General features: G+C 68.0%; 11 protein-coding genes and 3 pseudogenes. 5 read left to right on the forward strand and 9 right to left on the reverse strand.

The window, feature by feature from the left end; all coding sequences use genetic code 11:
- On the reverse strand, positions 1-215 hold a 215-nt coding region (locus ABH925_RS36850), incomplete at its 3' end, for a hypothetical protein (protein WP_370155832.1).
- Positions 216-569: 354 nt separating this feature from the next.
- Here ABH925_RS36850 and ABH925_RS36855 point away from each other — a divergent pair.
- The 3 genes from ABH925_RS36855 (at position 570) to ABH925_RS36865 (ending at position 3,842) form a co-directional block, all read left to right on the forward strand.
- Positions 570-1,682: a hypothetical protein gene (locus ABH925_RS36855; protein ID WP_370155834.1), complete on the forward strand. Its 1,113-nt coding sequence runs from the start codon at positions 570-572 to the stop codon at positions 1,680-1,682.
- Between the two features lie 586 nt (positions 1,683-2,268).
- A complete protein-coding gene (locus ABH925_RS36860) occupies positions 2,269-3,306 on the forward strand; it encodes an SMI1/KNR4 family protein (RefSeq protein ID WP_370155837.1) in 1,038 nt (345 codons plus the stop codon).
- Positions 3,303-3,842, forward strand: coding sequence for a hypothetical protein (locus tag ABH925_RS36865; protein ID WP_370155839.1), 540 nt, complete (start codon positions 3,303-3,305; stop codon positions 3,840-3,842). Before ABH925_RS36860 ends, ABH925_RS36865 begins: the two co-directional genes overlap by 4 nt.
- A gap of 233 nt (positions 3,843-4,075) precedes the next feature.
- Here the strand turns inward: ABH925_RS36865 and ABH925_RS36870 are convergent, their stop codons facing one another.
- From ABH925_RS36870 to ABH925_RS36895, 6 genes are all read right to left on the reverse strand, one after another.
- A complete protein-coding gene (locus ABH925_RS36870) occupies positions 4,076-4,816 on the reverse strand; it encodes a hypothetical protein (protein ID WP_370155841.1) in 741 nt (246 codons plus the stop codon).
- Positions 4,817-4,845: 29 nt separating this feature from the next.
- Positions 4,846-5,805: a hypothetical protein gene (locus ABH925_RS36875; RefSeq protein ID WP_370155842.1), complete on the reverse strand. Its 960-nt coding sequence runs from the start codon at positions 5,803-5,805 to the stop codon at positions 4,846-4,848.
- A 59-nt stretch (positions 5,806-5,864) separates the two neighbouring features.
- Positions 5,865-6,407 carry a hypothetical protein gene (locus ABH925_RS36880; protein ID WP_370155844.1) on the reverse strand — a complete coding sequence of 181 codons (543 nt, stop codon included), beginning with the start codon at positions 6,405-6,407 and terminating at the stop codon, positions 5,865-5,867.
- 958 nt (positions 6,408-7,365) lie between these two features.
- Positions 7,366-8,571 (reverse strand): IS4 family transposase, encoded by a 1,206-nt coding sequence (locus tag ABH925_RS36885; RefSeq protein ID WP_370155846.1) that lies wholly within the window; start codon positions 8,569-8,571, stop codon positions 7,366-7,368.
- A gap of 109 nt (positions 8,572-8,680) precedes the next feature.
- Complete coding sequence (locus ABH925_RS36890; protein ID WP_370155848.1) at positions 8,681-9,253, reverse strand: hypothetical protein; 573 nt, start codon at positions 9,251-9,253, stop codon at positions 8,681-8,683.
- A gap of 424 nt (positions 9,254-9,677) precedes the next feature.
- Positions 9,678-10,244: an RICIN domain-containing protein gene (locus ABH925_RS36895; protein ID WP_370155851.1), complete on the reverse strand. Its 567-nt coding sequence runs from the start codon at positions 10,242-10,244 to the stop codon at positions 9,678-9,680.
- Between the two features lie 224 nt (positions 10,245-10,468).
- Here ABH925_RS36895 and ABH925_RS36900 point away from each other — a divergent pair, with 224 nt between their 5' ends.
- Positions 10,469-11,422, forward strand: a complete 954-nt coding sequence (locus tag ABH925_RS36900) for an ArsR/SmtB family transcription factor (protein ID WP_370155854.1) — start codon at positions 10,469-10,471, stop codon at positions 11,420-11,422.
- Between the two features lie 8 nt (positions 11,423-11,430).
- Here ABH925_RS36900 and ABH925_RS36905 read toward each other — a convergent pair.
- Positions 11,431-11,766: pseudogene (locus tag ABH925_RS36905) on the reverse strand (SDR family NAD(P)-dependent oxidoreductase); the annotation flags it as partial.
- A 349-nt stretch (positions 11,767-12,115) separates the two neighbouring features.
- Here ABH925_RS36905 and ABH925_RS36910 point away from each other — a divergent pair.
- Positions 12,116-12,310: pseudogene (locus ABH925_RS36910) on the forward strand (endonuclease domain-containing protein); the annotation flags it as partial.
- A gap of 466 nt (positions 12,311-12,776) precedes the next feature.
- On the opposite strand, the pseudogene ABH925_RS36915 reads toward ABH925_RS36910, so the two are convergent.
- Positions 12,777-12,960 (reverse strand): annotated as a pseudogene (locus tag ABH925_RS36915) (hypothetical protein); the annotation flags it as partial.

Consider the following 12,960-nt stretch of genomic DNA (forward strand, 5'->3'; position numbering starts at 1 on the left):
TCAGCCGAGCCGCCGGGCGCGAGCGCCGCCGAGTCGGGTGGCGCCTGCAGGCTCACGACCGGCACCGAGGACGTGGCCGCCGCACCGGCCGGCGTCGACGCGAGGCCAAACCCCGCGACCAGCGTCACGGTGGCACCGGCCACGGCGACGGCCCGGCGCAGCAGTCGCCTCCCGGCCCCTGGGCGTTCCGTGGGTGGTTCCGCTCTCCGTAACATCGTTCCCCCCTGCTGCCGTCGCGCCCCGTCGTCGCGACCGGCCCGGGAAGCATAGGACGGTGCGGGGGGAAGGCGTATGGGAACGTCGCAAACAGAAGGGCCGCCTCTCCGAAGCGACCCTTCTGTGACCGGACCTCTCTGTTACCGGTTCCTCGACATCGCTGCCCGGAACTCCAGGCGCGTCGTTGGGCCGGCGCGAGCACCGGCAGTCACCGCCGACACGGCCTGCGGCAGCCGGCGCCCCTTGCTCGACTGCACGCACGGAGTTCAAGAACTGCTGACCCGCCGGGTCCAGAGTCAGGGAAAGATCACTCCCCATCCTCGCGGTGATCGATTCCTGAATAGACTCGCCGCATGCCGCTGACGCGTTCGGGCTTGGTCCCTGTGAGCGTGGCACTCAAGCTCGCCGGTACGGAGGCCCAGAGGTTCACCGTAGGCGGGGCCTCGGTTGTGGTCGGGACGACGGCGACCGTGGTCATCGCGGATGCCGTGGACGATCCCACGGTCTCCAGCGTCTGGAACGACCAGGAGTTCCGCTTGCACGGTCCCACGCCCGCGGCCGCCGCATCGAGGCTGACCGGGCGGGCGATGTCCACGGGAGCCGAAGCGGATCGGGACCAGCCGGTGCACCTGTTCGTACGGGTCGACGAGCTCTGCACCTACCTCGGTCTCGTCCGCCACTCCCGAAGCACGTGGTCCAACGGTGAGCTCAACAGCTGCCACCTGACCATCGATCCGCCGCTGTGCCGCGAGCTGCTCGACATAGCCCGGCCGCCCAACTCTCCACCTGTCTTGCCCGATCTTGGGTGGCTCGACCATGTGGGCACCGACCCCAGCAGGGCCCTGGAACTCTTCGCCACAGGCTGGCACCCCAGCACCGCTGAACCGCATCCGGCCGCTGCGATACCCAGCTCCATACCCCCGGCCCTCGCTGGCTTCCACTGCCTTGCCGGTAAGCGCCCGGCCCTCCTCGGACGGCAGAACTTCATCCACCCGTTGGCAGAGCTCACGACTGACAGCCACGGAGAGCGCTTGGTCTTCAGTACCGAGAACCAGGGCTGCTGGGACTGGTCGATCCCCTGGCAGCTCGACGCCGCCGGCACCGACCCGGAAGTCTGGCTCACCGAGGAGGATGCGCCGGTGCCCGAACTGGAACCGCTGAGCAGGTTCCTGCTGCAGTTCTCGCTGTACGAAGCCGCGTTGACCGCCCCTTACAAGGCCTTCCCCCGAGGCTTCCGCGAACACATGCTGCCCGTCCTGGAGAGCTGTCTGCACCGCGTGCCGCTGCGGCCGTTCCTGTCGCCCATCGCGCCGACGGACTTCCTCGTCGGACCGGGAGTCGTAGCCCGCATCGCGGCTTACTCACACGACACCGACGAGCTCGACGTCTGGATCGGTGCCCACCATCGCAGCGCACTGCGTCCGCTCTGCCAACTCGACCTTGCGTGGCAGCGTTTCGACGGATGAACCGCCTGACCCCCGGCCTGAAGATCCCTCCAGCAGCGAAGCTCGGCGAGTCGGCCGCTGCATTACCGACCACCAACGGGGCAAGCGGTAGGGCGTCAAGCTTCTGATCCTTCGGTGCGCGCCAGTCGAGGGATGTGGTCTGTCCGTTCTGCCATTACCCACTGCCAGCGGGTGATTCCGTCGGAATCACCCGGGTCGCGTGACCAGCGCCCGCAGTGATTCCGACGGAATCACCCCGGGCGGGGAACAGCTGGCTGTGCTCGGCGAAGCCAACGGAACCGCCGGCGGCCCGGCTCGGCAAGGCCGCGGGAAGGTGATTCCGACGGAATCACCCCGGAGTCCGCCCCAAGCCTGCGGTCTACGCATCAGGCGACGACAGCCGAACGGCCCGTCCAGCCCAGGAGGAACAGCCGCCAGAGTGATTCCGACGGAATCACTCTGGCGACAGGAGACCGCGGACGGACTGGCTCGACGGTCACCGACCCAGCTGAACCCTCGCGCGCGCCAGTGAAGAGGGGAGCGGTCGTCCGTCCTGTCACCGCCCACTGCGATGATGCCGACAGTAGCGACAGGACGGGAGCAGGACATGGTGGAGCGGGCCACGCGGCGGATCGCCGAGGAGATCGCCACGAAGGCGCCGGCGGGCTGGACGGGTGCGGTGCTGACGAGCACGGCAGGCCGGGGTGGCGCCTCGGTGTCCGGCAGCTACACGGTCCCGGGCGCAGAGGACATGTGGTGGCGTAACCAACTGCCCAGCCCTTTCCAGGAACTGATGAAGCTGGCGGAGGAGTTGCGGAAAATCCGGGGCTGGGAGCCCACCACCCTGGAGATCACATGCCAACCGTCCGGGGAGTACAGGCTGGTCGCATTCGCAGGCGCGATCACCAGCGTGCGCGGACGGGCCGGCGGATTCCAGGTCGTGCTGGACTCCGGCTACCGGCTGCCCCAACCCGGTTCCAGGCAGGGGGAAGGCACGGCCGCCCCGGCCGGCGACCCCGACCTGGCAGTGGCGCGGTTCCGCGAATACATGCAGCGGCGCGCCGAGATCCTGGGACGGACCGAGCAACTGCCGCCACCCGCGTCCGCCGCCGCACTCGACGAGGCCGAACACCGTATCGGCCGGCACCTGCCCGCTGACCTGCGGGCGCTGTACTCGATCGCCGATGGCGACGGCATCGACTACGGCCACCGCTACCTACTCGGAGGCAACGCCTGGCTGGCACTGGAAAGCCTGGTCGCCATCCACTCCGACCAGAGCGAGCCAGCCTGGTGTGACTGGGAGCTGGCATGGGACTCGGTCGTCTTCGACGCCGAACCGGCCAACGCCGTCCGGCGCTGGGGCGGGCACCCCGGCTGGCTGCCTTTCGCCACCCGCGAGGACGGCAACTACCTGGCGGTGGACCTGGCCCCGGCCCGTAACGGCCACCCCGGCCAGGTCATCCACATCGGCCGCGACTACGACGACGGCCCGGCCTACATCGCCGACTCGGTCACCTCGCTACTCGGCCACTATCTGACGCTGCTGAAGCAGGGAGCCTACGAGAGCGACGGCGACCACATCTCCCTCCTTGAGTCCACCGCCAGCCTCGCCCCCGACAGATCATCGGCGAGATCCCCGACGTGATACCACCCACCCTTCAGGCCATCCACATCAACGACGCCACCGGCCTCGTCGACCTGGCCCCCCTCACCGCCGCCCCCAACCTGCGGCGGCTGCACCTCAACCGCTGCGCCACCACCGACCTGACACCTATCCGCGCGCTCCCGGTCGAGTCCCTGCGTGTCACCCTGGACGGCTGCGACCTCACCCCGCTCGCAGGCCACCGCCACCTCGCCTCCCTGGACCTGGGGAGCACCACCCCGATCGATATCACCCCGCTGTGCAACGTCCAGAACCTTCGCGGCTTGGACCTCTCTCGAGCCGACGTCCGCGATCTGACTGTCCTGGCCTACCTGCCCAGCATGCGCTACCTGGCCCTCACCGCGCAGCAGTGGGCTGCCCTGCTGGACGAGGGCAAGGCACCGCCTGCCCTCGCCGCCGCCCGCTTGGCGGACGGCGACGCTCCACTCGACGAGGCCCTGACCTGGTCGGCCCGCCTCGGCCTGAACACCGCGAACGCATTCCACGTCACCGGCACCCTCGGATCCGACGACGGGTGAGCCGCACCCCCGGGAGCTCTCGGCCCGTCAAGAGGGGCAGAACCAGGTACGCGGTGATTCCGCCGGAATCACCCCCGGGCGGCCGGGGGCACGGGCACAGCCCCGGTAAGGCCAGTGCGGTCGACGAGCAGAACTCCCTCAGTCGAGGCCTGAGCCCGGAGAGCGCTACTGACGTCAGCCAGCTGGTCACGGGTGATGCCCATGTTGAGCCCGCTTTCAGGTGATGAAGGACGCTAGGGGGAAGGCGCGCTGCCACTAGGGGTCCGAGCCTCGCGAAGTCCCCGCACCAGGCCCGCGATAAGGGCGCTGGCAGTGAACAGGACCACCAGTACGGCGGCCCCATCGAGGAGCACGGTCGTCTGCACGTGCCAGGGCCAAGGGTCGGAAATGGGCGCCCAGGGGAGCGCGGCGAGCGCGATCCCACTGGCGCGCACGGTGTCCGAGCCGGGCTGCGCGAGGTGGATCGCGAACGCTGTGGCCAGCACGATGACCGGCCACGGCAACCACAGGACATGCAGCGGCCCTGCCATGTCCCTGAACCCGGAAATGCCGAGAACCAGGACGGCACCAATTGCTGCGGCTTCGGCGCGGCCGAACGTGCTGAGGTCCACCAGGTCAGTGGGGGCAGTGAAGGCGATCACGCCCAGGGCGGTCGCGCACCACAGATAGTCGGTGTAGATGCTGTTGCCGATCTCGGCGTGGAACAGGACCAGTGCCGCGATGTCGACCGCGGTGGCGGCGAGCACCAACCACCGGGCCACGCCCCAGCGCCCCAGCATCGCGAACAGCAGGGCGATGAGCCACAGTGCCATGCAGTGCTGGAGGATCACGATGTTGACGCCGGCACGGTATGCCACCTGCACGTACGCCGGTACCTGCTGCAGCAGGCTCAAGGCTGCTGCCGAGGCCAGGGCGAAGGGTGCCGCGCCTGCGGTGACGCGGCCGAGCGGTCGTGTGGACATCTTGGAGAGCATAGGGGCGGCACCTTTCGCGCGTCGAGGCGTCAGTACTTCCCGGCGAGCACGGCTTTCGCGTTAGCCAGCATGACGTCGGCGTTGGCCTTGCCGTGTTCAAGGCCCGTGAGCTTCTGCTGGACCAGGCTCTTCTCCCAGGCGCTGGTGACGGCCGTCCACGTTCCCAGGACGTTGTTCTGCGTGCGGCACACGGCATCTGCGGTGGCGGTGGACACCTCGGCGGAGCTCGGACTGGTGTGGAAGGAGCCATCGAACTGCCGCAGGTTGTCCCCGGGTGCGTCCCACGGCGCAGTGTAGGAGAAGCCGCGCTGCTTCATGCAGGCGCTCCATGCCCCGGCGACCTTCGTCATGCGCGGGTCGGTCATCGCGCTGTTTTGGGCGACCGAGTAGACCCAGCGGCTGTCGATGGCCGTACTGGGGCTGTACGGGCTCCCGTGGGTGAGCACCGAGTTGGCCCAGTATTTGCATCCCCCCTTGGGGACTGCGTGCCCGTTCGCTGATCCCGTGGTGCCTTCGTAGGCCGCCGTCTCGAGGGCTTCTGTGGCCGCAGAGACCGCTGCGGGCTTCGCGGCAGGAGCCGGGGAACCATCTGCGGTGTCACCGGGCAGATGGTATCCATCCTTCGTGGCGGTCTTCGGGTCCAGGTAGCGCAGGCGCTGGGACTGGATTGCGATGGTGGTGGTGCTGATCGGGTCGTTGTAGACCATGGGGAGGTTGCCGGAGAACCCGAGGCGCACCATGCAGCCCAACTCGGCGGTGTGGCGCGCCTGCATGATCAGCTGCATGTCCGCGTCGGAGACGCCGTAGGCGTCCAGGGGCTGAGGAACGTGGGCGGAGGAGGTGACCACGGGAACGGTGCCCAGCGCGGGGAGGCTGGCGGTGGCGCCGGCGGATCCTGCCACAGCGGCGGCGAGGCCCGCCCCTGCTACAGCGACGGCCGAGCCCAGCGCCAGCTTCTTACGAGCGGTCAGTTTCCGGGATACGCGCATGTGCTGGAACTCCTTGGTCATGGCGAGGAAAGAAACGGGGTACGAGAGAGTTGCGGTGGCTACTGCCAGACCTGGGCGCAGATCTCATTCAGACCCGAGTTGGAGTCACAGGCACTCGAGTCGTCGCGGTTTTCCAGGAAGATCTGGTACTTGTCGTACTTCCATGTGGCCAGCTGGTCGTGGGCCTGGTTGACGAGCTCCCAGTCCTTGTAGACCGGTTCGTTCTCAGCCCACTGCACGTTCCAGTTGTTTTCGAAGTCTCCGCAGGCCCACTGGTCGATCCCCGCGTCGATGGCGTACCCGCGGTCCTCGACGCACTCGGGATTACCCGTGTTGGCCGAGTACTTCGTCTCCTGCACCCGGTAGCCGTCTGTCAGGAGGACGTCGTAGAACCACTCGTTGGACCCGTTTGTCCAGGGGTAGGCGATCAGCGCCCCCCCGTTCGAGGTCGAGTAGCCCTGCAAGTTCCAGTACTCGTTAGCCCCGGCCTTCGACTGCCAGGTGACCGGCCCGACCTGGTTATCGGCATGTGCGGTTCCTCCCGCCAGAAGGCTGAAGGCCAGGCTCCCCACTGTCGCGAGGCCGAGAAATGTACGCCGCATTGCAATTCCCCCCATGTGACGAAACAGAACAGGGGGGATCACAAGCGCGCTGCACGACCCCCCGTGGCCCGGCGCTACCAGGCGTGCTCGATCATGTACCCGACACCTGGCATTCGCAACGGGTTTGCATGCCCCTTGAGGGATGCCTCAGATTTCCCCGCCTGCAAATCGGGACGTATGCGTTCAATGTGCCCACGGAGGCAGGGGAGCATCGAAGGTCCGGCGATTTTAACGTGCACTGCGGGGCCGCGGAACGGACGGTTGGTCACGGTGCGGTCGGAGAGGTGCAACTGCACGTTGCGCGGGGCATCGAGCCGGTGCGCACGTGCCGGAGCGCGGCCGCAGGTCGCAGGTGGGGCCGTTCCAGGCGCAGCTGGCGGGCCGTCATGTGTGCTACCGGGAGCGGCGGCCGAGCTCGTCGATGCGTAGGTCGCTGGTGCGGCCCCGGTGCTGCCGGCCGCGGCAGATCTTCTGGGCGTGCCTGTGTCCCCCCACCCGGGAGGCCACAGGCACGCCCAGGCGGCCAGGTCTGCAGGTTGAGGCGGTCGGTGATGTGCTGGATCTTCGCGTGGACGTGGGCGGCGGGGTCGTCGGTGAAGCGGCCGAGGGCCACCAGAGCGGTGACGACAACATCGACGAGCTCGTCCGCGACCTGTTCGCGGGTGGCACTGTGGTCGCGCTTGCGGGGGTTCTAGCCCCAATACCAGTGACTTAAGAGTCCCAGGTGCGTGGAACCTTGACCGGCGGGTTGATCGGGGCGGTCTTGTAGTGCGGGGCGATGGCTACGGCGTCGGCTGGGTCGAGGGTGGGTTGTGGCCAGAGTCGGTGCTGGGCTCGTTTGACGCCGAAGTTGGACATCTTGCGTTTGACGACGCGGGCGTTCGATCGTCGGCGGCGCAGAGGTAGCAGGTGGCGGGCTATCTCGCGCAACCCGTCGGCGAGGGCTGCGGCGAGGCGGTCAGGGGGAATAGGCCGCCTGCGCGGTGACCTGGCGTCGGGCGAGGCGGAGGGTGCGGGTGAAGGAGAGCCGGTCGGTGTCGGTACCGGTGTCCTCGGCGGCGGTGTGCATGAGCTGGCGGATCGCGTGGTGGACGAGCAGGTGGCCCCAGACCTCCTGCTCGACGCCGTCGGGCGAGCGGGAGCGCAGGACCTGGGCGGGGCCGCGCTGGTGGGTCTTGAGTTCGTCCAGTGTGGTTTCGATCTCCCAGCGCTCGTTGTACAAGGCCGCCAACTCCGCTGCGGGGGCGGCTTCGTGGTCGAGGATGGTGGTGATCAGCCGGTACGGGGCGTCGTGCCGCGGGCGCCCGGGGTCGTCCAGGGTGTACTCGACGACGCGCACGACGGCCGCGTCGGCGCGCTTGCGGTCACCGGCAGCGGCGATGTCGGACAGGTAGGACCCGTCGGGCAGTTCCTCACGCACGGGCAGGACGGCGTTCGACTTGATGCGCCACAGCAGATCCGCACCGCCGGTCGAGGCCGCCCGCCACTGCTCCAGGCCGGCGAAGCCCCGGTCGGCCATCAGCAGGTCGCCCGGCCCCAGGGCCCCGAACAGCTCCCGCGCGAGCACGGACTCGGCGGTGGTGAACGGCCCCAGGGCCGCATGGGTGATGGCGTGCGTCCCGCACTCGGCCAGTGCCACCACCCGCACCTGCGGGAATGCCGTCCGCTCACCGCGATGGGTCGTGGGACGGCCGAACCGAGCGTCGTTCTCCTCACTGTCCGGCACATCGAACGTGGTCCCGTCGACCGCCATAAGACGCCACCGCCCGTACCAGGCACCAACGGTGGACTCGGTCGCCACAGGCTTGGCGGTCTGCTCGAACAGCGCCTTCAACGGTTCGGGCCCGAGTTTGACCCGGGCCCGGGAGATCGCGGCCGTGGTGGGCACCTGCCACGACCCCGACCAGCGCCTGGCCCACGCAAGGCCCTCGGTCAGCAGTCGTGCGACTTCCTCGTAGCCCTGCCCGGAGAACAGGCACATGGCCAGCACGAAGTAGACGACCACCCGTGGTGGCAGCAGCCGGTTGCGCTTCCCGGACCTGCCGCACTCCTCGACGATCCCGTCCACAAGCTCCGGTGGGAACGTACGCGTCAGCAGTCCGATCGCGATCCGGTCCGACAGCCGCTCGTCCGTCGCCGGCTTGACCTGTCCAGGGCGTGGCATCCAGGCACCTCCTGGACAGGCACCCTACCAGCAAGAATACTTAAGTCACTGGTATTGAGGCTAGTGGGGTAGGCCGACCCCATTGCGTCGGTATTTCTGGGCTGAGTGGTCAGCCTGTGTACACAGTCCACCTTTGCCAGGCGTTGCCGCCGTTGCAGCCCTCCTCGCGAAAGGCGTATAGCCCGATACCGCCGTCCAGGCAGACGCGCCCGTCGAAGGTGAAGAACGTCTCGGGGGTCCAGCCGTTGGTGGTGGCTCCGGCCCTGGCCACAGCCCATATGGAACGGGGGTCGTTGTACCAGCAGGGCTCCAATTCCACGTCGGAGGAACCGGCAGGGGCGCCAGAGGGGCCGGTGCCCTGTCCAACGGCGTACAGGCAGTAGCCAGGGCCGCTCGGGTCGTCTGTGGTGGTCTGGATCTGCACGTAGGCGGCGCCTCCGGCGTCGGGGGCGTCGCTGACGATGTGAAAGTACGTGCCGCCGTAGCCGCAGGAGTCGCCTATGCCAGCCGACGAAGGGTTGCGTTCGATCACGCAGTAGCCGCTGGCATTGTTCTGCAGGGTAGTGCTCGGGATGTTGAGGGTTGCGCTCGCGCTTTGCATGCCGAGGGTAAGGGCTGTTACGCCTACGGCCAGGACCGTGGCGAAGCTTCTGGTCCGCTTCCACTTTCGTGCCATCTTCAAACTCCGATCGTGTGCGTGTCCTGTTTCCCCCGGGGTATGCCCATGGGGCTTCCTGGGCCTGAGCTGAGTCTCGAGCGAAAGCATGAAGTGCATCAGTGACCCCGTGGGGACACTACCGACGCAGGTCCTTGAACCGTCCTAGTTTCGTCCTAATGCCAGGTCGGGCTGGCGATCGGCGTTGGTCGTCACGCGGGCGGAGGGCTTCCGCGTCGCCTTCCCACCCCGGGACGAAGACCACGTCCGGGCGGTCCTGTTGGAAACCGTGAAACGGATGGGCTGCGACGTGCTCTCCATCACGACGGACCGTGGACAACCGGTCTGGAACTGACCGGAAGGTCCTGTGCACAGCCCTGGCCATTCGTCAGATCACCAAGTCTCACGGACCGTGATCATCCAAGACCTTGATCCACTTTCGCAACAAGGCCTAGTTGTATCCGCCCCAGTACCAGCGCTGGTCGGGGTATCCGCCGCAGTAGTACAGGTCCAGGGTTGCCCAGTCTTGCTGGTTGTTGCCGGGCACGGACATGCAGCGGCCGTCACCGTACGCCTGGTACAGGGGATACGAGTAGCCCCCGCCGTAGAAGTAGGTGTCCTCGGCCCACAGCTGGTTGGTACTTCCGTTGTTGCCCTGGTACCCGCACCAGCTGATCGTCAGGGCCACCTGGTCGGCCTGCCCCGGCTGGAAGGTCAGGCAGTAGTTGTTGTCCTTCTGGTTGTAGATGTAGTAGTAGCCGTTGTGGCTCTGGGACTGGGAGAAGCCCCAGTACTGGTCGGGGTAGTTGGTGCCGAGACAGCCGTATTCGACGACCGTGTTCCCCGGGGTCATGACACCCTCGTTGACGGCCAGGCACAGACCGCTCCAGCCGTTCTGGAGGATGTTGGTGTCCGCCAGGATGGTGGAAGCGGAGGCGCTGCCCGGGACGGCGAGCATGAGGCCGAGAGCGGCTGCGAGGGCTCCGGCGGCCTTGGCTATGCGCGGGCGTACCTTCACGTGTTTTCTCCGATCGGGCGACGGTGTGGGTGAAGCTGCTTGCTCCTGAATCTGACAGGTCGTGCGCCGATGCGGCTGCGGACAGGAGGATCGCTGGCCACAACCGAAGAGGTGGCTCAACGGTCGCATGTCAGCACCCGAGCGGCTATGCTTTTGCGTGAGCATGCAAAGGGTCTGAAGCGCCAGCCGGCACACAGGGGGATGCCAGGTTGATAAGGATCCGGTTGACCTCGGACGACCTGGAGCGAGTACGGGTCGCCGACGCACCTGACCTTGGGTACGAGCTCGCGTTGGCGGGGGCTCAACTGGCCGACCGGACCTCAAACCGGAGGATGACGGCGTGGAGGCTGGAGGCCGCCCGCGGCTGGAGTCCAGGCCACAGCAGGCTGTTCGACCTCTACACATACCTCTACATGCCTGCGTTCTTCGGCGAGATCGCCAAGGCAACACCGCCGAGAATCGACACCGAATCCCCACCGGCAGCCGCTCATCTGCGAGACCTTGCCCGGTCCGGCGCCATGACCCCGTTCACCCGCGCTCTCGCGGATGGCGACGCGGGCGCCGTGACCGCACTGAGTGGCATACTCACCGACCTCCGCGCGAGGGCACTGGACCCCTACCGTCGAAGGATCACCTCAGCCGTCGCAAATGCCTGCGGCACAGCGAGCGTCCGTGCTGCGATCGGGGGCACCGACGGCCTGCTGAACTCCTTGCATCCGTGGATCCGCTGGGACGGCCGGGTGCTGTGTCTGAACACCGTCCTCGATGCTGAGGAGTCCCTCGATCGGCGGCCCCTGGTCTTCCAGCCGACAGCGCTGGCAACCCGCATCATGTTCGATCCATTGGCCGAATCGGTGAGCGTCATCTACCCCGCCACTCGCGGCGCCATCACGCGCGACCCCGACCTCGGCCCCGTGCCGCAGGGCCTGGTACCGCTGCTCGGCGCAACGAGGGCAGCGGCACTGGTCGCCGTGGTCAGGACACCAGCCGTGACCACGGGAGTCCTGGCGGCGACGCTCGGCGTCTCTGCCGCGGCCGCTTCTCGACACGCCACCGTCCTGCGCGAGTCCGGCCTCATCGTCACGGTTCGCCAGGGCCAATCCGTCCACCACACCCCGACTCGACTTGGCAAAGACCTGGTGCAGGGTTCACTTGCCGCCACCCGGAGTTTGGAATGAGACCGACCGGCCAGCTGCGGGTAGAGCGCGGAGATGTCCTTCGACAACCCAGCCTTGACCTGCCGGGACAGGTCGTCGACGAGGACCTCGTAGGCGCCGGCCTCGACGCCGTCGAGCCCGAGAGCCGCGACGTCCTGGGGGCGGACCTTGGGTGCGTCGATGCTGGCGGTCATGTCGGTGTCGACGTAGCCGACGTGCAGCCCCGTGACGGTGATGCCGCGCGGCTGCAGGTGGAGGCGCAGGGAGTTGCTCTGGGACCACACGGCGGCCTTGGAGGAGCTGTAGGCGTCGGCGAGGCCGATCCACGAGAGCACGGGGTGGATGGTGAGGATGTGACCGCCGCCCGCACCGCATCTCGGCCGCTTCTGCCCACGGCAGCGGAATGCGCCCCCGATGGATCCATGGCGGTGCTGTATTCGCCGGCGTCTGTTGATCAATAAAGGGGCTGATGACGCTGACGGCGCGGGTGCCGTCGGGGCGGGCCCAGTGTTCCCGACACGTACGCGCCTGCCGCGGTTCGCGGGTTCACCGCTGGGGTGTCTCACTCGGTCGGCTGCGCGGAGTGCTTGCGGGAGCTGACGGTCTGCCGGTCTCGTGACGGACTCGGAGCCAGGTGGCTGCGGGAGCCAGGTTCGGCGGGAGATTATGGCGTGCAGGGCGGCGGTGTCGGTGGGGCTTGGTAACGTGCCGGCCATGCCACCCCGCGTCACTGCCACGCTGCGCCCGTACAACGGTGAGTTGGAAGGCCACGCGTACGCGGTCCTCGCCAAGAAGCGCGGCTCGTTGGAGGCGTCCGGGTGGTGGTGTGCGCTCTGCCGGCAAGCGCCTGCCCTCGTGTTCGATCATTGCCACGAACACGGCTGCGTCCGCGCTCCGGTTTGCCCGTCTTGCAATACGCGGGAGCGGCCGAACTACCTTTACAGCAACGACGTGCAGGTGACCGACCGCTACACGTCCCTGTTCCGTACCCACGCCGAAGACTGGCTGCGGCACTGGCACCGCTGCCCGGGCTGCCGCGCTCGTATCACGCTGCCGCTGGCGCACCTGGCCGCGCTGATGGCGCTCCTGGTGGGTGAACCCCTGCGCCCGACCCACCGCGACCCTCACAGCTCCCGGGGGCGCAGGCCCTGCGGGGAGCTGCGCGCGTCCTGGACCGGAAATCAGAACGCTCCGGGCTCCTGTGCGATCACCGTGGGCGTGGACTTCTGCCCCAGCGGGGAGCACCGCGTCCAACTGGACAGGAATGCCGTCGTGGCGGCCCGGACCGGCCACGGCGGCTACACCCGGGGCCGTGGCGGCCAGCCAGGCGCGGAACCGGTCGACCGCCCGCGCCCCCTGGTCCGGGCCACGGCTGTTAGGCCGCGTGGTAGAGCATCGCGGGTCCGATGGTGGTGGGTCCGAAGCGTCGTCGGGCCTTGTCGGTGGCGGCTTCGAGGCGGTGGTCGCGTTCGTCGGCCGGGTCGAGGGTGAGCTGGTGTGTGGCGGTGGTCTGGTCCGCGAGTTCCACGGTGAGGGTGACGGCACGTACGCGGGCGCGC

This window comes from Streptacidiphilus sp. EB129, from assembly GCF_041262645.1.
GTDB lineage: Bacteria > Actinomycetota > Actinomycetes > Streptomycetales > Streptomycetaceae > Streptacidiphilus.